This is a genomic window from Chloroflexota bacterium (assembly GCA_016887485.1).
Lineage (GTDB): Bacteria > Chloroflexota > Anaerolineae > Anaerolineales > Anaerolineaceae > Brevifilum.
This window is the reverse complement of the sequence record CP069394.1, coordinates 309,306-332,309: the sequence shown is the minus strand read 5'-3', so window position 1 is coordinate 332,309 and position 23,004 is coordinate 309,306. Positions and strand designations below refer to the sequence as shown.

Here is a 23,004-nt window from a genome sequence, read left to right as displayed (position 1 = left end):
TCTTCTATAATAAAAATAAAAAATGAAATAACGCACAAAATATTAACTTGGAAAGGGAATAATGACCATCCAAATTATTACAGACACAACCAGCGATATACCTCCTGAGATTGCAGCCAATCTGCCCATCACCATTCTTCCTCTTCATGTCCGGCTCAATAACATTGATTACCTGGATACGATTGACCTAACCCGCGATCAATTCTATAAGGCTCTGCCAAATTCCAGCCACAATTCAAGCACAGCTGCGCCATCTCCCGGTAAATTCATCGAAACGTATCAGCACCTGATGGACAATGGCGCAGAAGCCATTTTCTCAATTCATATTTCCAGAACACTAAGCGCTATTCTGGAATCAGCTCAAATCGCTGCTGAACAATTCAAAGGAATCCCGGTTTATCCCATTGATTCAGGGAACCTCTCCATGGCTTTAGGCCTAATCGTGGTAGAAGCCGCAAAAGCAGCCAAAGAAGGCAAAAACATTCAAGCCATCCAGGATATTCTCAATGCAGCCATCCATCGGGCATACGCTTATGCCAAACTGGATACCATTGACTATCTGTTACGAGGCGGCCGGATCAATTCCATCCAGCATAGTGTGATAAGCCTGCTGGGCATCAAACCCATCCTGAAAATGCACGAATATATCTCGAAAATGGAAGTTGCCCGAACGAGAAGTAAAGCATTTGAAAAAGTCCTCCATAGGGCCCTTGAAGTCAGACCACGGTCAGAATATTTTGGCATTACCCACGCCAATGTTCCGGACCAGGCGGATGAATTGATCCAACACCTGCAGGAACATTACCCTGACCTGCCAAAGCCCTGGGTCACAGAGGTTAATCCGGCATTGGGTTTCCATGTTGGCCCCGGTGCATTGTGCATCAACTGGATTGAAAAAGAGGGATTGGATCAAGAACCAAAGAAAGGGTTATATCGATGGCTACACTAGAATTTCTCCAACTGCACGCTATGACAGGGCTGTGGATTGTAGGCTTGATGACCACATTATGGATTATCAGCATGCTTCTCAAAGACAGCAGCATCGTCGATATCTTTTGGGGTGCAGGGTTTGTCCTTTCCGCTTGGGTTGCGTTCTTCTCCACCCTCGAAAGCCTGGGGCCCCGTGATTGGCTCGTTGTGAGTCTGGTGACCATCTGGGGGCTGCGGCTATCCATCCACATCCTGATCCGAAATTGGGGTAAAGGTGAAGATTTTCGCTACGTCAAAATGCGCGAAGAAAATGGGCCGCAGTGGTGGTGGAAAAGTTACTTCAAGGTCTTCCTATTCCAAGGCCTCCTGATGTGGATCATTGCTGCACCATTGACGGCCGTACAAAACCCCAACACTTCAGATGCCTTGGTCATATTTGATGGTATAGCCATAGCACTCTGGCTTTTCGGTTTCTATTTTGAGGCCTTTGGCGATGCCCAATTAACCCGTTTTAAAGCCAGTCCCGAAAATAAGGGCAAGGTTCTCAAAACCGGCGTCTGGCGTTACTCCCGCCACCCTAACTATTTCGGCGATTCGGCTCAATGGTGGGCCTACTATCTGCTCGCTGTGCCTGCTGGTGGCTGGTGGACAATCTTCAGCCCTATCATTATGACTCTTCTCCTGGTCCGCGTCTCTGGTGTTTCTCTGCTCGAAAAAACCCTCACAAAAACCAAACCAGGTTACGAAGACTATGTCAAAAGAACCAGTGCCTTCATCCCCTGGTTTCCAAAATCAAAGGAGGATTAAATTGAAAATAGCGAAGCTTATCGCAATTATCGGTATTATTGCTATGACCGCGGTTTTGGTCAACGGTTTTGTAGATGGTAATTTCTCACAAGATGGTGCAGAACTTCTGGCTAATCCCTGGGGTATTGTCTCATTTGTGGATCTATACGTAGGCTTCACCTTGTTCTCGATTTGGATCGCATTTCGTGAGAAGAATATATTAGCTGCCATTATTTGGATCGTTTTGATGATGGGTCTGGGCTTCTTCACCGGCAGTTTATATCTGCTCATTGCATTGATTCGGTCCAAAGGTGACTGGTTGAGCTTTTTCCTCGGTGACCGAAAAGATCAAATCCTGACAAAAATTGGAAAGGAATAGTCCCATGAATCTACAAAATATCTTGAAGATCATTGCCGGCCTGGCAACCATCGCCACGGGCCTGATCTCTTTGATTAATCCTCGCTCAGTTTACGGTTTCACTGGCCTCGAAGCGCCTGGCCCACGCGGTATAACTGAAATCCGAGCGGTGCTGGGAGCTTTCTTTATCGCTTTGGGCGTGATGGCACTCTACTACCGACTACCGCAAACCTACACCATGCTGGGTGTGACCTATCTCTTTGTCGGCCTGGTTCGCGCGATATCAATGTTCGTGGATAAATCCGTTGTTCAATCCAATTGGATCAGCTTAGCCGTGGAGATCGTTTTGGGTATTATTCTAGTTTTGCCGGGATAAGCATGAAATTTGATCTCAAAGAAATCGGCCAGGAACTAAAATCCATTCTGACCGGCAAGACTCTCGATGCTCTGATCCTGCCCCTCGTTTTTGCGCTCACTAATGCAGCTTTTGGGCTGACAGTCGGTGCCATCACAGCCCTGGGACTGAGCCTTGTTTTGGGCGTACTGCGGATAATCAAAAAACAACCCTGGGGATATTCCTTGGCCGGTTTGGTGTTGGTTGGCATTGCTGTCGGCCTAACCCTGCTCACCCAGGATGCGATTAATTACTTCCTCCCCGCACTGGTCACAAGTGCATTTATGATCCTGGCAGCCTTGATCAGTTTGCTGATCGGAAAACCCCTCGCAGCCTGGGTCAGCCACCTCAGTCGGGGCTGGCCACGAGATTGGTTCTGGCGAAAAGATATCCACCCGGCTTATCGTGAGGTCACCATCGCCTGGTTGGTTTTCTTCCTCGCTCGATTCGGTTTACAGTTAACCTTATACCTGAAAGACCAGCTTAGCGCGCTCACCTGGATCGAGACACTGCTCGGTTGGCCGGTCACACTTCTGGTACTCGTGTTGAGTTACATCTATGGGGTCTGGCGCCTGCGTCGTTTGGGTGGGCCTGGTGTAGAGGAATACATAGCGGGCTCAACTCCCCCCTGGAAAGGTCAGACACGGGGATTCTAAGCAGAAATGTTTGAATTCCAACCGCCTGTCAGTGTAAAATAATTATAGAGCGCCACAACTTCGCATCAGCGCATCCACTTCTCATAACGAAAAATTCATCCCTTGCCATAAGGAGCAAACCATGTTCACGACAGTACGTGATTTGTTGAGAGTCAAGGGGGATCAGGTATGGACAATTGCACCTGAGACCACGGTCTTCAGCACCATCCAGATCCTGGCTGAAAAAGATGTCGGCGCATTGTTGATCATGGAGAATGGTCAGATCGTCGGGATTATTTCCGAGCGTGATATCGTCCGCCAGATTGCCTCGGAGGAGGCCTTATATCTGAACCGGCAGGCTGTCACCCTGATGACTCGGGAAGTTTTTACTATCAGCCCTGATGCAGGAATTGAGGAATGCATGCAGCTGATGAGCGATGAACATATCCGCCACCTGCCCGTTGTGGAAGCAGGCCAGCTTGTTGGGTTGGTGTCCATTGGCGACGTGGTCAAAGCGATCATCTCCCAACATGAATACACCATCGAGCAGCTCAGTAAATACATTGATGGGGCCTATAACCAATAGGATTCGTTTTATTCAGCTTCCAATTTTGAAATCCAATTACGATGCTCCGCCAGCGTCTCTTTCACCCGCGCAATCGCCGCGGCCATCACTCGCTGCCCAGAACTTACCGCTTCCAGATCAGCTAACCGGAATGGTTCTCCAAAGCTGATATTCGCCTTTCCCTCGACGCTTTTCGGGAAGGCAAGCTGCTGGAGTATCTGAATAAATTCCCCCAATCTTCGCCTGTCCACATTTTCCTTTCGCAGCCGTGTGAGCGGGCTGTCCCGGAAACGCTTTAGCAGCACCCCGCTGGGAACAGTCGGGATTACTGTCGTTTCGGGTGCCTTGCGGAGAATTATCTCCAGGCTGGGCGACCACTTGGCAAAGATACCATCCCCCACCGGGTCCGTTGCGGGATCGGGTTCTATTCTCCCAGAGCCAAACTGTAATAAGGTTCCGCCCTGACGCAAGTGCTCAATGGCATTGCGTAAGGTCATCATATTTTCCCGCACGTCACCCTTCTTCACAAAAAAGACATTCGGCCGCAGATTAGGCATCACCGAATATAGCCTCGTCCCGGTTGCTATAACCTTCAGGTCCGTGCGGGGTACCAGGCTGCCAATGGCCATCGAATCATAAGCACCTGGGTGGGTTGCCAATAGCATGACTGGGCCGGAAGTTGGAATATGCTCCACACCCGATGCTCGTATATCCACATCCAACCTCTCCATCATCACCCGGCAGCCCGCGGGTGCCCCCCCTTTCGCTATAGCCACGTCCACCGCGGCCATGTGCCGTGCGAAATGACGCGTGGGCAAGGCAAAAACCCATCCCAACGCGCGCCGCACAAGTCCCCTGTGCTTTAGCCCGAGAGCGAAGAAAATCTCATCGGTGATCGCAGATTGGATTGTTGAAGCTGATGCAACTTCAGACATAAGGATTTGCCCTGGTGGATGAGGTACTTTCATTTTATATAACCCGGACAGGCATTTCAAGTAACGTATCTGGGGGCGATTTCATTTCTGCATGACTGATATTCTTAACATAATGTAATATTTTCTTGACATTTTGGCTAAAATAGTATACAATGTGTCAGGTAAAACAAACTTAATAAGGAGTAAATAAAATGTCATATCCACAAAGAAGGACCCTAGTCAATATCTTCACAATGGCGGCTGTCTACGCTGCCTACTGCCTCACCGCCTTTTCCAAGCACACCTGGACAACTGCCCTCAAACCCTGGGCTATCACCATGCTGACCTTTATCGGCATAGCAATTGTCGCAGCCATCATCATCCAGATCGTATTCCACGTTCTCCTCTCAATTGGTGTTTCAGTAAAAGAAGCCATCAAGCAGGAAGATCCGGAAAATGCAGAGATCGAAGAAGCACTAAAAGGCGCCCTGATCGAAGATGAACGCGACAAACTGCTTGAGCTCAAATCTTCAAAGGCGAATTCAGCTACCCTGAGCGCCGGTCTGATGCTCGGATTGGCGTCCATCCTTCTGGACTTCCCGCCAGCCGTGATGCTGAACCTGATCTATGGCGCTTTTTTCATCGGGACAATTGCTGAAGGTATTGTCAATCTGATCCTCTACCGGAAGGGCGCAATCCATGGCTAAAGAGATCATTATCCACAACAACATCCGAGAGCTGCGCTTCTTCGCCGATGAGATGACCCAACAAGCCCTGGCCCAAAAAGTAGGCGTCTCACGCCAAACGATCATCGCCATTGAAGCGAACAAATACTCCCCCTCTCTCAAACTCGCCTTCGCCATTGCAGATGCCTTTGAGGTGGACATCACCAGAGCGTTCAGCTATGAAGCGGTCGAGGTTGAGAACAAGAAAAATAAAAAGAAATAAGAATGACCGAATAATCAGAAAATTGATCGAAAAGAAATGAATTTAAAAGTAAAGCTCCTCAGAATAATCGAGGAGCTTTTTTGATCAATCTAATAATCCTGCCATGATATGATTAGCAATCAACTCTATCCTTGTGAACTGTCTTGGAGTCCCTATGAAGAATAAAACCTGGTTTGAAAACTTCCCTGGCGCAATCACCGTCACCGATGAGAACGCGATCATCATTGCTATGAACGCTAAATCCGCTGAGACCTTCAAGGGATCTGGCGGCCGAGATCTGATCGGGCAAAGCGTGGTCGACTGCCATCCTCCGAAGACACAGGCCAAGGTTCGCGAACTTTATAGCGACTGTGAACCCAACGCCTATACCATTGAGAAAAATGGCAAAAAGAAACTGATCTATCAAGCGCCCTATTTTGAAGATGGCGAATTGAAAGGGGTTGTCGAATTGAGCCTGCCTTTGCCAAACGAAGTGCCGCATTATAAGAGGGATTAAAAGATACTGTTGCGTTCCAAGATATCGTTATCGTAAAATTGAAAAAACCAACGATTAATTGAGGTGATCCGATGAAAGCAGCAGCTTACCTGAACTTCAACTTAAATGCTCAGGATGCAATTAACACCTACCAATCCATCTTCGGCGCGGAAGTCCTCCTTCAATACATGTTTGAAGACGGGATGACCAATAATCCCGATTTACTTGGCAAGGTTTTCCATGCTGAACTGAAAATTGGTGACCTCAACCTATATCTGGCTGATACAGGCGAGAAACCGGATTTCACCGCGATCAAATTCGTGATTGAAACCAGTGACGAGGAAGAAGCGCATCACATCTTCAACGCCCTGGCAGCCCAAGGTCAAATCCTGAGTGATTTTGAGAAGATGTCCTTCGGACCAACCATTGCAGCCGTAATGGACAAATTCGGGATCAAATGGAATATTGTCATCTGTTGAGAGGATCATAACGAAATCATTTATAATCGTGAATATTGTTTCGGGGACTTCGTGAGGGAGGATTCATACAGCCCTCTCTACCTGATCAGCGATCATCTCGGCTCAACTTCGCTGGTGATTAACACATCCGGTCAGGAAGTGGCTAAACGTTCCTATCTGCCTTTTGGCGAAACCTGGGGCGTCAGCGCAACTGAACTGCCGACTGACTACACCTACACAGGACAGCGGGAAGCTGCAGAGATTGGATTAAAGTATTATGTGGCGCGCTGGTATGACAGTGAGATTGGGCATTTCATCCAGGCGGATACGATTGTGCCAAAGCCAGGAAATCCTCTGGCGTGGAATAGGTATGCATACGTTAATTATCGTCCATTGATACATACTGATCCATCTGGTCATTGGTTGGGTGGAGATTATTATGATCCCGCTTGCGCAGAGACTATTACAGAACAAGAAGACTATATACGAATGGTTTATTCTATAGGTCTATATTCAGATTCTGGTGTTTCTTCAACACCATCACCAAGAAAGAGTCCTACGCCTACACCTGCTCCTCCATTGGAACCGCCTTCTACTCCAACCCCATCACCCATTGGTTATGACACATCTCCTTCTCATACCCCAACACCATTACCCGAAGAAATATTGATAGGGCCGATTTTCCCCGATCTGGGTTTGGCTTTTTCCGTCTCAGTAGAACAGGCAATGGGAACTGGTTATTATGGTACGATTGCAGAAACCGGATTAGTATGGATAAATGGGCAACATACATTTGTCTCAGTTGGCGAGTCAAACCCATCTTCAGTAGGGATGTCGGAAGGAATAAATTTTGGGTTGTCATGGGGAGTAAATTCGACTACTGATTTCGAGGGTTGGGGTCAAGAGGCTGGAATTTCTATTCCATTTGGCATTCCGATTGGGCCAATTGTAATACCTGTTAGCGTAGCTGCTGGTCTATCCTTCGATTTAGACGGAGGTATTCTGGGTATTGGTAAAATCACAGGCATAACAATTTCTCCTCAGCTGGGACCAGAGGCTGGGTTTAATTGGAGTTCTGCTTTTACAACTATAGTTGGAGATTAGGCGAGAAAATGAAGATAAAAAAGATGAAGCCGGTAATAATCCTACTAGTAATATCCTTGCTATTAACCGTAATATTTGTCATAAGGATATTCTTAGGATTGACTGATTTAGAGTTAGAAGAAACAGTCATTGATAATGGGAATGCTTCAATACTAATACCAAATCAGTGGGTTGGATTTGATGCCCGAGAAGTATATGAAAAGAAAATTAGTTATGAAAAACATATTATATTTGTAGCTAGCAATTACGGAAGATTTCCTCGAATGATCATTTATGAAGTAAAAAATTTTGATTCTGAAGAGGAAGATATCCAGCTTGACAAACTAATTGATTGGGACAATTCTCGAATGGCAGACGAAAATAATCCGAATTTTATCCTTTCAATATTACAATCTAATATTCATTCATCTGGCCAATTTTTAAATTTTAGAATTGACACAAATCATCCAATTCTTGCTCCAACGATATATTGCAGGGATTTAGTCACGATTCAAAACGGTCATGGATATATAATATCTATTTGCGATAGAGAAAACAGATGGGATCAAATAGAAAATATATATTCAGATATCATATCAAGTTTTTCAATTAGGGAATAAATATTTTATAAATGAAGCAAGAAAAGTATTTATTTCAGATCTGTTATCAAACTAGATAATTAGCTTTCACACCATTAGCCAATTATCGAGAAAACTTTGCAACAATTTTCTAACAAGCAGGTGCAGGCCCAATAACTGATGTTCACCAGGTCGTCACCACCGTTTTTATAGGGCCCTATTATCAACAAACCATCACTCTGGGTGTAAACGTGACTCCCGCGGTGGGAATTATCGAATTGGAGAAGTGGATTGATTTTAGTTATGCCTGGTTTTTAATATCCAACGCTTTCTCTCTCCTACCCCTTATCACGGTTCAAAGTGGGTTATGGCTACCAGCGGGAGCCTTTTGAATGCCGTCCGTATTAGCCTATGATTTGCTTCTCCCTTTGGTGGCCACCACTATCCCCCCCTCTCAGAATTAACCACAAAACCCCTCGCTCAGAGGGGTTTATAGTCGGGGCGGGCGGATTTGAACCATTGACCTCATAAGCTCTGAAAATAATCCAAATTTGTTTACAGAATCATGAGCTGTTTACCTTTACACCAAGGACTTCAAACCTTGTCGAAAAAAGTTGACTTCTAATTGAAGTACGAGTCCCGATACCGTTGAATTCGCCACGATGCTGGAGTGTTCTATCCAAAAGGATGTCATAAGGGTTCCATTGGTTTTGTTGTATCAGAGTTTCGTGATTGTTAAAAACCTGGCAACTTATCTCGAAATTGTTTATGAAGACATCAGAAAATCCAATTTATGTTTCAAACCTAATTTGAAAGGCCGTTGATATAATCTCCTTTTGTACCCTATAGCTAAATTATTATAGATTAGGTCATAATCCATGAATCGTTCACGAAATCGGGTCATTTTCGTAATTACTTGTATAAGCTTTTTTTCTTTTGGGATATATAGCGCAGGGCTTGGCCCAGTCATCCTGGAATTAGCCGATCGAATTGGGTCAACTCCGGCTGCAATTGGAATAATTTTCACTGCAATTTATACCGGATCATTATTAACTCAAATTACATCAGGGTGGTTAACCACAAAATTTGGCAGAATGACGATAATGACGATCTCCATCCTTTTAATCGCCTTGGGGCTCTTCGGACTTGTGAATGTCAAATCGCTTGGACTGTTGGTATCCTTTTGTTTCGTAATAGGTCTGGGACAAGGTGGATTGGATATGGTTTCCAATCTTATTGTGAGTCAAGCCTACCCCGAAAAAAGTGTCGCCTTTCTGAATATATTGCACCTTGTTTATGGTGTCGGATCAACGCTGGGACCAATTCTTGTTAGCCTATTCATTAAATATTTTAACCGTGGGTTACTAGTCGAATGGGTTGCTGGGGTAATGTTCTTCGCGCTTGGGCTTGTTTTTCTTTTCATCCATCGCGAAGAAAAAGTTGTCTCGTCAGAGACCGTGAAAGTGGAATTGGTCGAAGATAAGCAGACGCCAGTTTTTACGAATGTTTTGGTTTGGCTGTTGGGGGCTATGCTGTTTATTGTGGTCGGAACCCAATTTAGCGTTGGCAGTTGGGCCTCAATCTTCCTGACCAATACTACAGGTTTGAGCCCGGAGAAGGCGTCGATGAGTGCCTCTTTGTATTGGATGTTCATTTCTATAGGAAGAGTCCTGGCAATTTTCCTAAGCAATAAACTGACCCAGATGAAAATGTTATTTGTTAACATTGCAGGTTCAATAGTTGGATCAATTCTCTTCTTAATTACAACAGGTGCTTACCTGCCTTCATTGATATCGTTAATTTTCATCGGTCTAAGCTTTGGGGGTTTCTACCCGCTATTACTCTCCTTCATGCCCAAGTTCTTTGGAAAGAATGTAGATAAGGCCGGCAGCATAATTATTACCTCGGGAACTGTTGGCGGGATGATTTTGCCCTCGCTTGCGGGGAATATCCTAAACTCAATCAGCCCTGCTGCCTTTGCCTGGGCTATCTTATTCTTCATCTCATCTCTCGCAGTGCTCTCTCTCATCCTAAATCGAAAGACTTCCCAGAAGGAACAGTTACCAAACGCTGCCTAACCTGTTGGGGAATTTATTTATCATTGTTGTTAATTCCCTTTTTCCCAAAAGTTAGATTTTCGACTCATAGAGAAGGTCTCTTTTTTAATCCAAAAAAAGACCTTATTTACCACTTCGTGCGGCAAATAGAGTCTTTTTTTTGATCAAAATAGTCGGGGCGGACGGATTTGAACCGTCGACCTCACGGACCCGAACCGTGCGCTCTATCCGGGCTGAGCCACGCCCCGATTCTTCTCTGGTCCTTCGCATTCCTTCAGCGTTTCGGGTCATCCGCTGACAACAGGACCACATTGCATCTCGGTAAAAATGCAGATGCAATTATACCCTAAATGCGGCGGATTACCAGATATCGCCCCCTTTTTTACTCATGATATTCCCTAGAAAATCTAGGGTTCCTCTCTCTTCCTTATGCCATAATAAACTTAATAATCTATATTTCTTCAAGGAGTATCTATGTCCGCCAATTACCCTCACCAATTGGAATGTGAATTCACCCCCCTCCTGAAGCCTGACGAAACCATCACTGCCCTGGGGATCTTCAAAAAAGACCCTTCCATTTCGCACCTGCTTCTCACCCGCGGGATCGCCCGGTATGCAGCCAGGGAATTTCACGCCGCAGTGACCAATCAACGTCTAATCGTCCTCGCCGTGCGCACCGTCCGCGGTGAAAAAGTCGTTTCCAATCCCATTGAAGCGCAGCTCAGCGATATCCAGGTCACAAAGAATTTCTTCAACGAGCCTGTGCTGGTCGTCCCCACCCCTGTTCTGGAAAAGACCCTCACGCTCCGTTTCAAATCCGGAATGGAAGCCCTTGGACTGAATAAATATGAATTCATCGGCGCCCTAAGGCGATTACCGATAGCTTAAGTCCTGACCAATCAAGCATCGCTTTTCGACGGTAGCGTCTCACTCCAGATGTATAATTACGCCAACACAAGGAGTGATTTATGCCGCTATCCCGTCTCTTCATCCTTATCATTGACCTGCTCTTCATTGCTGGCTTCCTGGCCTTTGCCATTGTGTCAATGGTCGAAGGACAACGTCGGGCTGCCCGGTTCTCAGCGGCACTGACAGTTCTTTCAGGTTTGGCTCTGACGGCATTATTACTCACTCCCCCACTTGTCACACAAATTGCCGCACTCATCCTTGCAATCTTGTTGGGGCTTTTCATTTTCTGGCTATCATGGCCGGTGAAGCGCCAGATCACAGCCTCCCCCATGCCCAATCAACGGGTTGATGAGCGCACAATCATGTTTGCCCGTGTCAGGCTGGAACCCGGAACACCCCAATTCGAAGCCTATTATCGCGAACACCCCGAGCATCTCGCTCCGGACAATGCCTTTCGAGCCAACCCTGGCCTGCTGCAGCCTGGCTCCGCATTCTATGATGCTTTTTTAAGTTCTTCACCGGATGCCAGCTTTTTCCTCACAGGCGTCCTCCGCGACCAAGTGGATGGCCCTGTTGCACCTGAGAAAGTTGAAAAATCACCTGAAGACCTGGCCCGCTTCGTGAAAGGCCTGGCTGCCTATCATGGCGCAGTGGATTCCGGCGTCTGTGAACTGCAGCCCTACCACATCTATTCCCATATCGGGCGCGGCACCGGTGAATATGGCGCACCGATCACCCTCGATCACCGTTTTGCAATTGCCTTCACTGTGGAAATGGACCATGCCATGATCTCCGCCGCACCGCGCATGCCCGCCGTGATGGAATCCGCCCGGGAATATGTCGAGGCCGGCAAGATCGCCGTGATCCTCGCCGCTGCCATTCGCAATCTCGGCTACCCTGCCCGGGCCCACATTGACAGCAACTACCGTGTCATTGCCCCCCTGGTCGCCAAGGATGCCGGGCTTGGAGAGGTCGGGCGCATGGGGCTGCTGATGACCCCCCGGCTTGGTCCTCGGGTGCGCCTGGCAGTCGTCACCACTGACCTGCCGCTCGTAACTGACCAGCCCACCTTTGACCCCACTGTCATTGATTTTTGTGACCACTGCCAGAAATGCGTCGAGGTCTGCCCCTCCAACGCCATCCCCACCGGTGAACGCACCGCCCATCCGGATGACACCCTGCGCTGGAAGATCAACTCCGAAAAGTGTTTCACCTACTGGACCCAAATCGGCACGGACTGCGGCCGCTGTATGGCGGTTTGTCCCTATTCCCATCCGGATACAGCCCTCCACAACCTGATCCGGTTTGGCGTGAACCATTCCGCCAACTTTCGCAAAACAGCCGTCAAGATGGATGATCTTTTCTATGGGCGTAAACCCAAGCCGCATGTAGCCCCCAAATGGCTCCAATTTAAATGAAATAAGCAGGGTTTTACTGAGTCAAGAACTGGGATTGCTCATATAACCCCTAATTATTACTGGAATCCGTTTCGACCTTTTTGACCCACTCATCAAGGGCCTCTGCCGTCAGGAAACCCTGCGCGGCCCCTTTTTCCCCAATCTTGTAGGAGGCAAACACGATCGCAGCCCGAATCGAGGCGTAGGGATCGTGCGTTCGCACATAATGGTCAAGGAAGGCTGAAAAAAGCGCATCCCCCGCGCCAATTGTATTGATCACCGGTCGGGTTTGCACCGCAGGGAACCACTCCAAGTGGGTATCACTGCGAACACCCATCGCTGCGCCTTCCGCTCCCAGCCCAATCACTATAATCTCAGCCGAATATTTATCCATCAATTCCGGAAGGATAGTTTCCGGTGGCTCCGGCAGGGACTCGTCGCTCAGGAAAAGAATATCCGCGGCTTGCATATAATCCTGATTATAGGCGTCATCCAGATCCGAAAGAGCATGGACATCCGTGGCGACCCACTTACCGGCACTTTTGGCGGCACGCAGCAAGGGCCTGGCAAAATTGATATTGCAGATCACAGCCAGGTCCGCCTGCCTCAGGGCTGCCTCTGCTTCTTTCAGCGGGTAGGACTGATTCTGAATATCCTTTAAGTCGGTATGAATCTGCCGTTTTCCTTCGGGATCATAAATAATCACCGATTGAGCGGTCTCATTTACGGTTGAGAGGATCAGACCATCTCCAATACCATCCCCCTTCAAAGCCTTACGCACCAATTGGCTGTTATCATCCCCGCCGATCAGTGAGGCAAAGTCCACCTGATTGCCCAACCTGGTCAGGGCTTTGGCTAAGTTATAACCCACGCCAGAGACGGTGGTTTGAATGCCGAAAAAGGGATATCGAACAGGGAAATATGGCAGCGGAAAACCGTCAATGGCCAGCGTGGTTTCAAGGTTAATCAGCCCAGCGACAAAAAGACGGCTCATCGTATCATCCCCAGCTCTATCGGGCTCCCCGGCGGCCGAATTGCCGCTCCAAAAGGTCTGCCGAAAGATGGATCATCGTTGGCCGCCCATGCGGGCAGGTGCGTGGTGAATGGCAGGCCTCAAGGCTGCGCAGTAAGGCGTTCTGCTCTTCCACCGAGAGGGTTTGTCCGCCCTTCACGGCCATTCGTTTACAAATGCGGGCCGTGAGTCGGGCTTCCGTAGCGGATGCCAAAGGCGTTTCATCGTCTTCAAAATCCTCAACAACCACATTCAAGGCCACTTCAGGGTCTCCGCCCACGATCAGGGCCGGGATCGCCCGGACGGTAAAGGTGTTGGGGCCAAAAGGTTCCACATCAAAGCCGATATGTTCCAAAACCTCCAACTGCTCTTCCAATAGCCGTGCTTTTTCAGGCGGCAGGACTACATTCACCGGTTCCAATAAGGTTTGCGCCGGCACTTTTTCCTGAGATTGCTGAGCCATCAGCTGTTCAAAAAGCACTCGTTCATGAGCGGCATGCTGGTCGATCAGGTAAAGCCCATCCGGGCCTTCAGCGATCAGATAGGTCCCAGCCACCTGCCCCACCAGGCGCAGCAGCGGTAGCTTGTCGCCTTCTAAAGTACCGGTATGGATCTGCACATGAGCCGGAGCAGTCTCAGTTGCATTGACAACCGGAAAGGGAATCTCCGCTGCCTGGGACCAGGAAGCCTGACTTTCATCCGAGGTTTCTCCCGCAGGCTGACCGCCCCAAAATTGTCGGGGCCGTAATTCCGGCACTGGCGAATAAGCCAGCAGGGCCCGCCTGACGGACCGCTGCACCCGAGAAAAAACCAGATCATTCTCGCGGAACCGGACTTCCGCTTTGGCGGGATGCACATTGACATCCACGGCCTCGGGCGGCATCTCCATGAAAAGGGTCACGATCGGATAACGGCCAACCATCAACAGGGTATGATAGGCACGCAAAATCGCTGCCGTGACGGCCGTATCCCGAACCCAGCGGCCATTGACAAAGACGGTTATCTCACGTCGGTTGGCACGGGTCAGCGAAACCGGGCTGATGAACCCGTGAATCCTGTAATCATCTTCTTTGAAATCTACAGCCAACATCTGCCGGGCGATATCCACCCCATAGAGCGCTGAAAGAATTTCCCGCCGGTCGCCATTCCCACTGGTATGCAGTGAGGGCTTGCCATCCACAACCAATTGCCAGCGGATCTGCGGGTAGGCCAGAGCATAGCGAGTCACCAGAGATTCAATGTGGCGACGCTCAGTATTATCCTTTTTGAGAAATTTCAACCGGGCTGGGACGTTGTAAAACAGGTCCTCCACCACGATCCGTGTCCCCGAAGGCACGCCCACCCGCTCTTGTTCTCCCAGCCGTCCCCCTTCCACCACCAGCCTTGCGCCAAGAGCTTCCTCACCCGAGCGTGATTCAACCGTCATTCGGGATACGGAACCGATTGAAGCCAAGGCCTCACCCCGGAAACCCAGGGTTTTGATATGGAAAAGGTCCTCAGCCCGCGCCAACTTGCTGGTGGCATGCCGGGAAACAGCCAGAGCTAATTCGGCTGTGGGAATCCCTGCACCATTATCGAGAATTGAGATAAGGCGTTTTCCCGCGCCCATCACTTCGACAGTGATCGCATCGCTGCCGGCATCCAGGGCGTTCTCGACCAACTCCTTTACAACGGAGGAAGGTCGCTCGATAACTTCTCCGGCAGCAATCTGGCTGGCGATATGGTCTGGCAATAAACGAATAGGCATAAATTCTCCAGATTGAATTATAACCCACCAACAAAGTGTTCACTCGAATAGGCATTAAATAGAAAGAGGGAGAGATGTGACTCTCTCCCTCTTCATCAATCAAATCGTAAAAACTAGCGGAAGAAGATCGGCATCAAGTACTCGATGAACGGCGGGAAGGTTACCGTGATCACGACAGGATCATGGTCACTGGAGCGATAGGGATCCGGCGCATAGAGCAGATCCTGGGCATCCTGCTTATAGCTCATATCGTAGTCAATCAAGTCCGGTTCATCAGCGTTGATATGCCAGATGTTGACATCAACAATGTAGTTGGACATAGAGACATTCGCCAGAGCATAATCCAGATAACCTACCTGAGCATCATAGACATACCCATAGGCTGTATCGCCCTGCATCTCTTCGATCATATCCAGATAATCATCGCCTGTTTCATCAACATCATCCGCACCAGCTTTGATGATATCAATTGGATCCTCTTTGTCATAAGAGTTGAAGTCACCAATCAGGATGATGTTTCCGGTAACGGCATTGGTTGGATCCGTCGCCAGCCAATCCACTTCCGCAGCGGCCGCATTCGACCGGGTGATGTTACAGTTCCCTGCACCATCACCAGTGTCCGGATCTCCAACAGCATCACAACTAGAACCCTTAGACTTCAGGTGGTTGACAACGACCGTAAACCTTTGGCCTGTTAGATTATCCTCAAATGAAACAGCCAGAGCAGGCCGGTTGTAATCATCCAGGAATCGAGGATCAACGGTTGAATCGAGGATTGCGACATTGCCGACAGGCGTTACTGAGGCGGGTTTATAAATAATCGCCACTTTGATCGCGTCTGTGCCGATTGCGCCCGTCCCAATGTAGTCATAGGTTCCTGCGCCAGCCACGGCATTCAGGCTATTAACCAGATCAAAAACTGCGGCATCTGTTTCACCACCAAGCCGATCGTTCTCGATTTCCATCAGGCCGAACACGTCAGCATCAATCGTTGCCATGGCGGCCACGATCTTAGCCCTTTGTCGGTTAAGCTCTTCAGCCGTATCAGCACCACGACATTCCATATCGCCGCTGGGGCCACAAATATCATTGACACCATCGTCAAGGGTGATGAAATAATTCAACACATTAAAGCTGGCAATGGTCAAATTACCCGGGGCCACATCCGGGCTCGCTGTCCTCGGGTTGCCGTCAGTATATGTGCCGCCCTCCGAGGGTTGGAGCTTGTAGGCGCCGTAGCTGTAATCCAGTACACCAATCAGATCAGTCACCCAACTGCCACCGCGGAAGAGATGGCTCATATCAAACACAGCGCCATCCGGATGTAAGGCGGGATCAGGATTTTGAGACGTGCGCCCGTCATCCAATGTGATTTCATCCAACGCATAAGCGGCTACAGCCGCCGTATATTCCGGTGAACCAGGTTCATACAGGGCTGTGGGGGTCACATGTCGGGTGGAGGTCAGAACAACCTCGCCATAACGGTCAAAATTAAAATACTCAGAGATTATCAGGTCTTGTGGGAAAGTAACCCGCATGCCCTCATAAGGTTCATAGGCATCCGCACTGACCATCGGCAGAGATAAAACACCTGCGTCAGGTAAAGCCTGCCCAGTCGCGCAGATCCAAACTTGGCTTACGGAACCAATCTGGGTTAAATCGTAGTACTCAGACGCCGTACCACGAACACGAACATGATCACCAATCATCACATCAGGAGCGCTGGGCGCATAAACATAAATGCCATCCGATGTAGTGAGATCAGCATCGCCATCCGCATCCTGAATGAAAAACCCGTTCTTGCCACCTTCCTGATAGTCGCCAACAACAATACCTTCAGTAGCAACCTCAGAACCATAAAGCGGCGTAGATGCACCATTGCCTTGAATGTCATAAATTGCAGTGTATTCATCACCACAGGCCTCTGGTGGAGGTTCGTAAGCGATATTGGTTGTACCGGGTGTATTGTAAGCTTCATGCATCCCAATGGAACCATCATAGCCAGGAATTCCCGCTAGGTCAAAGTCGTTACGCACCCAGTCCGACGCAGCATCTGTATCCAGGCCATCGGGGATTCGGGATGCTCCACCAGGCGCAAAAGACAAACCATCATAAGCAACACCTAAAACCGGATCACCATAGGTCAGGTCTGTTAAACCTCCATCATTGACAGCGACCGCATCAAGGATCGCATCCCAAGGGGTCGAGTCAAGTGCGCCGTCATCATCAGTATCGAGATCATCACCTTCAAGGCCGATGAAACTTGAGACCAGCAAGAAAGTCTGCGTGCCATTCTCCAGGTCATTGGCTGCCAGGCTCGCCAAGTAAAAGCCATTGGCATCTGTAGTACCCATTACAAACGCGCCATCAATGATTCCCCAGTTAGGATCATCACCCTCAATCGCCAGAATGGTCAAATCCGAATAATCCGTGTCAGGTTCACCATAGAGTTCCAGATATTCAACATCTATCCCTGTTGTGCTGGCGGAGAACTCATTAATTACTGGGTCCGTCGAAGCGACATAGCAGTCACAGGAATGCGAACCAAGGTAACCAAATGTATCCTGGGCATAACCATCCCATTCGGGAACTGGGTCAAAGGCATCTGAGCCATCTGGATCACCCGTACAAACTGTGGATTTCCGAACCAGGGTATCATTGACTGTTGTCACATCGCCTGATCCCCAAGATGCTCCAGGATCAACACCAATCTGCCCAATAACATCAATAAATGCAGTGCCTTTCCGCAGGGCAATTGCATCATCTCCATTGAAATTGATAACAGAGCTATTTGTAGCGTCAGCAATGGCCAGAACCGTTGGATCAGCTGATCCATGTGAAATAATAAAAACATCGCCGTCTGCAAGTGTCCCGGATAAAGCTGTGGACTGAGATGGCGATGAGGCTCCATTGCTATAGAGTTCAAGGGAATATTGGGTGAGATCTACCGGTGCTCCAGTTCCATTGAAGATCTCAATCACTTTGTTAAAACTGCCGCCTTCAATATATTCTGAAATGAATAAATCTGTAATAGCAGCAGCTGACGCCTCCTGGGTGACGATTCCCAACGCGCCGAACAACATACCTAATATCAACACTAGATTAAACAATCTTGTGCGGATATGCATAACTTATCCTCCTCTAATTGTCAGTTAATGGAATATTAACAATATTATCATAATTTCGTTTTATTTTTTGATTCTCTAAAAAATTCTAATGTTAAGATTTTCTATGGGAAACAGTCAGCATTTTTCTGATATGACATAAAGCACATTTTTCGCAAATGAGCGATGATATGGGACCCTTTCAAAAGGTTTTATGTTATTATATTAAGAGCAATAATCATCTTGTCCAAAATTATTTAAACGCCTTTGAACCTATGACCACAAGAGACTTTCAGCAACAAACATCTAAAGGCATTAAATCTCACTCCAATTCATGACAAAATTAAATAATTACTGATCAATCAATATTTATGATGGATAAAAGTTCCACGTAGGAGAATAGTGTATGGAAGCAAAAATTATAGAACTAAGTAAGATAGCAGCTCAAATTGATCAGGACATCCTGACAACCGGACGCGATTGTGCTGTTGGTGTCCATATCGGTGGCAACCTGACCTTATCCCAGATCATGGCCGTCCTCTTCTTTGAAGTTGCCCACCTCGATCCCAAGAACCCCAAATGGCAGAACAGGGACCGCATCATTCTGAGCAAAGGTCACGGCAATGTCGCCCTTTCCTCTGCGATGGCTCGTAAGGGTTTCTTCCCTCTGGAAGAACTGGAAAAATTTGATACCTTCAACTCCATGTTGAGCATGCACATTGATAAACACCGCATGCCTGGTGTTGAGATCAGCTCCGGTTCCCTCGGACATGGTCTCTCAGTCGCTGTTGGGGCCGCTCTCGGCGCCAAGATGGATAAAGCCGACTGGCAAACCTACTGCATCATCTCCGATGGTGAGTTGGAAGAAGGCTCTGTTTGGGAAGCTCTGATGTGCGGCGCCAATTACCACTTGGACAATCTCACAGTCATTCTGGACCGGGATATGTTCACCATTGAAGGCCACACAGAAGACACCATGGCGCTGGAGCCACTGGCAGATAAATTGAAAGCCTTCAATTGGTTTGTTCTGGAAGTCGATGGGCACAATATCAAAGAATTGCTGGATGCATTCAACCAAAAATCCCCAGACAACAAGCCGAAATTCATCATCGCCAATACGATTAAAGGCCGGGGTGTTGCCTCCATTGAGGGGAAAGCAAGCTCACACTTCTTCAAGATCTCAAAGGAAGAAGCTGAGAAAGCTTTGGAAGCATTGAAAATTGCAGATATGGAAGCATAAGGAGAACAATGAACGACAATAAACAATCCCAAAGTCCCCTGGTTGGCCTCCCCAGCCGAAAAGCCTATGGTAAAGTCATTGTTGAGCTGGGACACCAAAATGAGAATATCGTTGCCCTCTCAGCCGATTTGGCTGGCAGTGTCAACTTATCGGAATTCGCCAAAGAATTCCCCGATCGGTTCGTCAATGTCGGCGTGGCGGAACAAGACCTGATGGGTGTTTCCGCCGGCCTGACCCTGGCAGGGAAAATCCCTTACGCCAGCACCTACGCTGTGTTCTCTGCGCTACGTGCCGCGGAACAAGTCCGTACAGACATTGGCTATAACGGCCTGCCCGTTCGGATCGTTTCCACCCACGGCGGGATCACCTTCGGTGTCGCCGGTGCGACCCACCAGGCGCTGGAAGATATCGCTGTTTTCAGAACCATCCCTGGTATGGCAGTTTTCTCACCGGCTGATGCCGTTGAAACAGCTGCCATTTTACGGGCAACCGTTGACCTGGACGGCCCAGTCTATATCCGCCTCAGCAGGGTTGCGGAAAAGACCGTCTACACCCAGGAATTTGAATATCAGATCGGAAAGCCTGACCTATTGATCCCCGGCGAGGATGTGCTACTAGTTGCTACTGGCATGGAAGTCGGTGAGACTATGGACGCTGTCAAACTGCTCGAAGAAAAGGGCGTCAAGGCTGGCCTGCTGAATATTTCAACCATCAAACCCCTTGATGTAAAAGGGTTAGCTGAGATTCTCAAGAATTACAAGATCGTCATGACCGTTGAACAACACAATGTGATTAATGGCCTTGGCAGTGCTGTTGCCGAAGTTATCGCTGAAGCAAACCTGAACCTGAAATTCCACCGTCACGGCATTATGGATATTTTCACAACTTCAGGCCCCTATCAAGATCTGCTCAGCTACTATAAACTTGATCCCGAAGGCATACGAGACACATTATTGCAGGTTTTTGATTCATAACTAGTTGGAAACTTCAGTGTTAACATATTAACCTGAGAAGTTAAGGGCTTTTTACCTTGATTTTTCTCAAGGATGTGACCTATAATTGACCTGATGTTAATAGTTCATTAAAGATGCAGAATAAATGGAAAAGAAAGAACTGATGGAAATCAATCAATTAATTCGAAAAGAAATTGTTGACGTAAATGTCGCAGTTGAGGATTGGCAAGGAGCTATCCGTGCGGCAGGCAAATTAATGGTCGAAGATGGTGCTGTCGAAGCCAGATTTGTAGATGCAATGATCCGGGTGGCCAAAGAATTTGGCCCTTATATCGTTGTTGCCCCCGGCATCGCCCTCCCGCATGCTCGTCCAGAAGATGGCGTTATCAAAGCCAGTATCTCTGTTGTCCGTCTGAGCACACCCGTTAATTTCGGTAATGAAGACAATGACCCAGTATATCTCGTCGTTGCATTAGCAGCGATTGATCACGAGCAACATATTGATGGATTAAAGCAGCTCGCCATGGTCCTGGGCAACCAGGATAAAATCGCCGAGATCAAATCGGCTGCCACCAAGGAAGAGCTGCTCGCAGCGTTTCTAAACGCTGCTTAAGAGTTTTTATTCCATTCATATTTGCTCATTGCATGAAAATGCAAAGCAAAAAAGTTTTAAAAAACTTTCCAAGGAAGGAGGTGAATAAGAATGGCAGATGAAAAGAAGGTAGTCGTTGGCAAAGCTGAAGGGATTGTTTCTCTCGTCCTCGTTGTTGCAGCCTTCGTACTCGGTTTACTATCCCTGTAAGTCATATTGGTATTTTGTTAGAACCCTAGGAGTGTAAATTGGTCAAACTATGTGCTGTATGTGGCATGGGATTGGGCAGTGGGCTCTTGGTCAAGATGGGGATTGAGCGAGTGCTTGAGAAAAATGGCATCAGTCGAAAAGAGTTTCAAGTCGAAGTTGCTGACATATCTACCGCCCGGTCCATGAGGCCAGACATCTTTGTGACAACATCAGAATTCGCGAAATCATTGCGCGAGGTTGAAGCAGAAGTTATTACTGTAAAAAACCTCTTCGATGAAAACGAAATAGATGCTGCCATTATGGATGTTTTCAGAAAAATTCAGAATGAAAAGAAGTAATCACTAAATTATTTTAGGAGAAAAAAATGGCAATTCTTAACTTCCTTCAAGCATTTCTTAGTAATGCATCAATCCTCGTTGGTTTGATGGCCCTGATCGGTTTGCTGGCCCTCAAGCGTCCCTTCGAGGAAGTTGTTACCGGCACCATTAAGACCATCTTGGGCTTCCTGGTTTTGGGCGCTGGCGCTGGCGTGGTTGTCGGCGCAATCGTCCCCCTCGGCACCCTGTTCACCTCTGTTCTGAACATCCCCAACGCTGCTGTGCCCGTCAATGAGGTCTTCACCAGCATTGTTCAGGAAACCTTAGGCCGCCAGATTTCCCTGGTCTTCCTCTTCGCTTTCCTGTTCAACCTGCTTCTGGCCCGTGTGACCAAATTCAAATACATTTGGCTGACCGGTCACCACACCCTCTTCATCGCCACCCTGACCACCGGTATGCTCTCCGTTATGCCAGTCTTCGCTAACAGCGAATGGCTGATGATCGCAGTTGCATCCATCATCTCCGGTTTCATGATGACCTTCATGCCCGCTCTGTCGATGCCCTTCATGAAGAAAATCACCGGCGGCGATTCCTTCGCCATGGGTCACTTTGGCATCACCACCTACGCCCTCGCTGGCTATCTTGGTCAGTTCGTTGGCGATCCGGAAGATTCCACTGAGAATATCGAATTCCCCAACTGGATCGGCTTCATGAAAGAGCCCCTGGTTGCCATGGCCTCCGTCATGCTGATCATCTATGTTGTCGTTGGTCTGCTCAGCGGTTCCGAAGCTGCTGCTGCCAATCTTGGTCAATACTGGCCAGTCGGCGCTTTCCTGCAATCACTGACCTTCGCCGGTGGTATTGCGATCATCCTCCTCGGTGTCCGTATGACATTGGCTGAGATCGTTCCTGCCTTCCGTGGTATTGCTGAGAAAATCGTTCCCGATGCGAAACCCGCTTTGGACTGCCCCGTGGTCTTCCCCTATGCCCCTAATGCCGTTCTCGTTGGCTATCTGGCCTCCATCGTTGGTGGTCTGCTGGCTATGGCAATTCAGCTCCTGGCCAAAGGCGCTGTCGGTGGCGTGATCCTGCCCTCGATGATCATTCACTTCTTCGTTGGCGGTACCGCTGGCGTGTTCGGCAACTCAACCGGTGGCCGCAAAGGCGCTATGCTGGGTGGTTTCCTCTGTGGTTTGATCTTCACCCTGCTCGCTGGCACCACCTACCTGTCCTTCGGTGGCCTCAACCCTGAATGGACCGGTTCCTCATTCGGTGACACCGACTTCGGCGTCCTCGGCAACATTCTCTCCTTCGTTGGCAACCTGCTGAAATAAGCTGATTG

Annotated in this window: 24 protein-coding genes, 1 tRNA gene and 1 pseudogene; 20 read left to right on the top strand and 6 right to left on the bottom strand. The window is 48.4% G+C overall.

The features are described 5' to 3' along the window. The first annotated feature begins 61 nt into the window (after positions 1 to 61). From JR338_01495 to JR338_01470, 6 genes are all read left to right on the top strand, one after another. On the top strand, positions 62 to 949 hold the full coding sequence (locus JR338_01495; protein ID QRN83455.1) for a DegV family protein: 888 nt from the start codon (positions 62 to 64) through the stop codon (positions 947 to 949). A 20-nt stretch (positions 950 to 969) separates the two neighbouring features. Continuing rightward, a complete protein-coding gene (locus JR338_01490) occupies positions 970 to 1,737 on the top strand; it encodes a DUF1295 domain-containing protein (GenBank protein QRN84328.1) in 768 nt (255 codons plus the stop codon). Position 1,738: 1 nt separating this feature from the next. Further along, the gene (locus tag JR338_01485; protein QRN83454.1) at positions 1,739 to 2,095 is read left to right on the top strand and encodes a DUF1475 family protein; all 357 of its coding nucleotides are present in this window, start codon (positions 1,739 to 1,741) and stop codon (positions 2,093 to 2,095) included. Between the two features lie 4 nt (positions 2,096 to 2,099). Then, entirely contained in the window at positions 2,100 to 2,450 is a 351-nt protein-coding gene (locus JR338_01480) for a DUF4345 family protein (protein QRN83453.1), read from the top strand. A gap of 2 nt (positions 2,451 to 2,452) precedes the next feature. Next, positions 2,453 to 3,124, top strand: a complete 672-nt coding sequence (locus JR338_01475) for a DUF3159 domain-containing protein (GenBank protein QRN83452.1) — start codon at positions 2,453 to 2,455, stop codon at positions 3,122 to 3,124. A 121-nt stretch (positions 3,125 to 3,245) separates the two neighbouring features. Beyond that, positions 3,246 to 3,689 carry a CBS domain-containing protein gene (locus JR338_01470; protein QRN83451.1) on the top strand — a complete coding sequence of 148 codons (444 nt, stop codon included), beginning with the start codon at positions 3,246 to 3,248 and terminating at the stop codon, positions 3,687 to 3,689. 8 nt (positions 3,690 to 3,697) lie between these two features. Here the strand turns inward: JR338_01470 and JR338_01465 are convergent, their stop codons facing one another. Next, positions 3,698 to 4,603, bottom strand: coding sequence for a hypothetical protein (locus JR338_01465; protein QRN83450.1), 906 nt, complete (start codon positions 4,601 to 4,603; stop codon positions 3,698 to 3,700). Positions 4,604 to 4,794: 191 nt separating this feature from the next. On the opposite strand from JR338_01465, the gene JR338_01460 reads away from it, so the two are divergent. From JR338_01460 to JR338_01430, 7 genes are all read left to right on the top strand, one after another. Beyond that, entirely contained in the window at positions 4,795 to 5,289 is a 495-nt protein-coding gene (locus JR338_01460) for a hypothetical protein (GenBank protein ID QRN83449.1), read from the top strand. 7 nt (positions 5,290 to 5,296) lie between these two features. Beyond that, complete coding sequence (locus JR338_01455; GenBank protein ID QRN84327.1) at positions 5,297 to 5,530, top strand: helix-turn-helix transcriptional regulator; 234 nt, start codon at positions 5,297 to 5,299, stop codon at positions 5,528 to 5,530. A gap of 154 nt (positions 5,531 to 5,684) precedes the next feature. Then, positions 5,685 to 6,026 carry a PAS domain S-box protein gene (locus JR338_01450; protein QRN83448.1) on the top strand — a complete coding sequence of 114 codons (342 nt, stop codon included), beginning with the start codon at positions 5,685 to 5,687 and terminating at the stop codon, positions 6,024 to 6,026. Between the two features lie 71 nt (positions 6,027 to 6,097). Continuing rightward, a complete protein-coding gene (locus JR338_01445; protein QRN83447.1) occupies positions 6,098 to 6,484 on the top strand; it encodes a VOC family protein in 387 nt (128 codons plus the stop codon). Between the two features lie 114 nt (positions 6,485 to 6,598). After that, positions 6,599 to 7,567 (top strand): RHS repeat-associated core domain-containing protein, encoded by a 969-nt coding sequence (locus JR338_01440; GenBank protein ID QRN83446.1) that lies wholly within the window; start codon positions 6,599 to 6,601, stop codon positions 7,565 to 7,567. Between the two features lie 8 nt (positions 7,568 to 7,575). Further along, positions 7,576 to 8,166, top strand: a complete 591-nt coding sequence (locus tag JR338_01435; protein QRN83445.1) for a hypothetical protein — start codon at positions 7,576 to 7,578, stop codon at positions 8,164 to 8,166. 836 nt (positions 8,167 to 9,002) lie between these two features. Beyond that, positions 9,003 to 10,202, top strand: coding sequence for an MFS transporter (locus JR338_01430; GenBank protein ID QRN83444.1), 1,200 nt, complete (start codon positions 9,003 to 9,005; stop codon positions 10,200 to 10,202). A gap of 152 nt (positions 10,203 to 10,354) precedes the next feature. On the opposite strand, the gene JR338_01425 is transcribed toward JR338_01430, so the two are convergent. Together JR338_01425 and JR338_01420 are read right to left on the bottom strand one after the other, a co-directional pair. Continuing rightward, positions 10,355 to 10,429, bottom strand: a tRNA-Pro gene (locus JR338_01425). A gap of 22 nt (positions 10,430 to 10,451) precedes the next feature. Further along, positions 10,452 to 10,520: pseudogene (locus JR338_01420) on the bottom strand (hypothetical protein). Between the two features lie 135 nt (positions 10,521 to 10,655). Between JR338_01420 and JR338_01415 the strand changes: the two are divergent. Together JR338_01415 and JR338_01410 are read left to right on the top strand one after the other, a co-directional pair. Then, positions 10,656 to 11,069: a hypothetical protein gene (locus tag JR338_01415; protein QRN83443.1), complete on the top strand. Its 414-nt coding sequence runs from the start codon at positions 10,656 to 10,658 to the stop codon at positions 11,067 to 11,069. Positions 11,070 to 11,149: 80 nt separating this feature from the next. After that, complete coding sequence (locus JR338_01410; protein QRN83442.1) at positions 11,150 to 12,508, top strand: 4Fe-4S dicluster domain-containing protein; 1,359 nt, start codon at positions 11,150 to 11,152, stop codon at positions 12,506 to 12,508. A 49-nt stretch (positions 12,509 to 12,557) separates the two neighbouring features. Here the strand turns inward: JR338_01410 and JR338_01405 are convergent, their stop codons facing one another. From JR338_01405 to JR338_01395, 3 genes are all read right to left on the bottom strand, one after another. After that, on the bottom strand, positions 12,558 to 13,481 hold the full coding sequence (locus JR338_01405) for a carbohydrate kinase family protein (protein QRN83441.1): 924 nt from the start codon (positions 13,479 to 13,481) through the stop codon (positions 12,558 to 12,560). Positions 13,482 to 13,497: 16 nt separating this feature from the next. Further along, positions 13,498 to 15,246 carry a DNA mismatch repair endonuclease MutL gene (gene mutL, locus JR338_01400; GenBank protein QRN83440.1) on the bottom strand — a complete coding sequence of 583 codons (1,749 nt, stop codon included), beginning with the start codon at positions 15,244 to 15,246 and terminating at the stop codon, positions 13,498 to 13,500. A gap of 113 nt (positions 15,247 to 15,359) precedes the next feature. Beyond that, positions 15,360 to 18,374: an ExeM/NucH family extracellular endonuclease gene (locus tag JR338_01395; GenBank protein ID QRN83439.1), complete on the bottom strand. Its 3,015-nt coding sequence runs from the start codon at positions 18,372 to 18,374 to the stop codon at positions 15,360 to 15,362. A 382-nt stretch (positions 18,375 to 18,756) separates the two neighbouring features. Between JR338_01395 and JR338_01390 the strand changes: the two genes are divergently transcribed. From JR338_01390 to JR338_01370, 5 genes are all read left to right on the top strand, one after another. Then, entirely contained in the window at positions 18,757 to 19,590 is an 834-nt protein-coding gene (locus JR338_01390) for a transketolase (GenBank protein QRN83438.1), read from the top strand. 8 nt (positions 19,591 to 19,598) lie between these two features. After that, entirely contained in the window at positions 19,599 to 20,564 is a 966-nt protein-coding gene (locus tag JR338_01385) for a transketolase family protein (protein QRN83437.1), read from the top strand. A gap of 124 nt (positions 20,565 to 20,688) precedes the next feature. Beyond that, positions 20,689 to 21,156 carry a PTS sugar transporter subunit IIA gene (locus JR338_01380; GenBank protein QRN83436.1) on the top strand — a complete coding sequence of 156 codons (468 nt, stop codon included), beginning with the start codon at positions 20,689 to 20,691 and terminating at the stop codon, positions 21,154 to 21,156. Between the two features lie 254 nt (positions 21,157 to 21,410). Next, on the top strand, positions 21,411 to 21,683 hold the full coding sequence (locus JR338_01375; protein ID QRN84326.1) for a PTS sugar transporter subunit IIB: 273 nt from the start codon (positions 21,411 to 21,413) through the stop codon (positions 21,681 to 21,683). 26 nt (positions 21,684 to 21,709) lie between these two features. Further along, a complete protein-coding gene (locus tag JR338_01370) occupies positions 21,710 to 22,996 on the top strand; it encodes a PTS ascorbate transporter subunit IIC (GenBank protein ID QRN83435.1) in 1,287 nt (428 codons plus the stop codon). Positions 22,997 to 23,004 lie beyond the last annotated feature (8 nt).

What these genes read in the sequence shown, in the direction of transcription:
- JR338_01435 (QRN83445.1), top strand. Translation starts at nt 7,576, where the DNA reads ATGAAGATAAAAAAGATGAAGCCGGTAATAATCCTACTAGTAATATCC.
- JR338_01385 (QRN83437.1), top strand. Translation starts at nt 19,599, where the DNA reads ATGAACGACAATAAACAATCCCAAAGTCCCCTGGTTGGCCTCCCCAGC.
- JR338_01395 (QRN83439.1), bottom strand. Translation starts at nt 18,374, where the DNA reads ATGCATATCCGCACAAGATTGTTTAATCTAGTGTTGATATTAGGTATG.
- JR338_01480 (QRN83453.1), top strand. Translation starts at nt 2,100, where the DNA reads ATGAATCTACAAAATATCTTGAAGATCATTGCCGGCCTGGCAACCATC.
- JR338_01415 (QRN83443.1), top strand. Translation starts at nt 10,656, where the DNA reads ATGTCCGCCAATTACCCTCACCAATTGGAATGTGAATTCACCCCCCTC.
- JR338_01475 (QRN83452.1), top strand. Translation starts at nt 2,453, where the DNA reads ATGAAATTTGATCTCAAAGAAATCGGCCAGGAACTAAAATCCATTCTG.
- JR338_01465 (QRN83450.1), bottom strand. Translation starts at nt 4,603, where the DNA reads ATGTCTGAAGTTGCATCAGCTTCAACAATCCAATCTGCGATCACCGAT.
- JR338_01410 (QRN83442.1), top strand. Translation starts at nt 11,150, where the DNA reads ATGCCGCTATCCCGTCTCTTCATCCTTATCATTGACCTGCTCTTCATT.
- JR338_01470 (QRN83451.1), top strand. Translation starts at nt 3,246, where the DNA reads ATGTTCACGACAGTACGTGATTTGTTGAGAGTCAAGGGGGATCAGGTA.
- JR338_01460 (QRN83449.1), top strand. Translation starts at nt 4,795, where the DNA reads ATGTCATATCCACAAAGAAGGACCCTAGTCAATATCTTCACAATGGCG.
- mutL (QRN83440.1), bottom strand. Translation starts at nt 15,246, where the DNA reads ATGCCTATTCGTTTATTGCCAGACCATATCGCCAGCCAGATTGCTGCC.
- JR338_01370 (QRN83435.1), top strand. Translation starts at nt 21,710, where the DNA reads ATGGCAATTCTTAACTTCCTTCAAGCATTTCTTAGTAATGCATCAATC.
- JR338_01375 (QRN84326.1), top strand. Translation starts at nt 21,411, where the DNA reads ATGGGATTGGGCAGTGGGCTCTTGGTCAAGATGGGGATTGAGCGAGTG.
- JR338_01490 (QRN84328.1), top strand. Translation starts at nt 970, where the DNA reads ATGACAGGGCTGTGGATTGTAGGCTTGATGACCACATTATGGATTATC.
- JR338_01390 (QRN83438.1), top strand. Translation starts at nt 18,757, where the DNA reads ATGGAAGCAAAAATTATAGAACTAAGTAAGATAGCAGCTCAAATTGAT.
- JR338_01380 (QRN83436.1), top strand. Translation starts at nt 20,689, where the DNA reads ATGGAAAAGAAAGAACTGATGGAAATCAATCAATTAATTCGAAAAGAA.
- JR338_01430 (QRN83444.1), top strand. Translation starts at nt 9,003, where the DNA reads ATGAATCGTTCACGAAATCGGGTCATTTTCGTAATTACTTGTATAAGC.
- JR338_01450 (QRN83448.1), top strand. Translation starts at nt 5,685, where the DNA reads ATGAAGAATAAAACCTGGTTTGAAAACTTCCCTGGCGCAATCACCGTC.
- JR338_01405 (QRN83441.1), bottom strand. Translation starts at nt 13,481, where the DNA reads ATGAGCCGTCTTTTTGTCGCTGGGCTGATTAACCTTGAAACCACGCTG.
- JR338_01495 (QRN83455.1), top strand. Translation starts at nt 62, where the DNA reads ATGACCATCCAAATTATTACAGACACAACCAGCGATATACCTCCTGAG.
- JR338_01445 (QRN83447.1), top strand. Translation starts at nt 6,098, where the DNA reads ATGAAAGCAGCAGCTTACCTGAACTTCAACTTAAATGCTCAGGATGCA.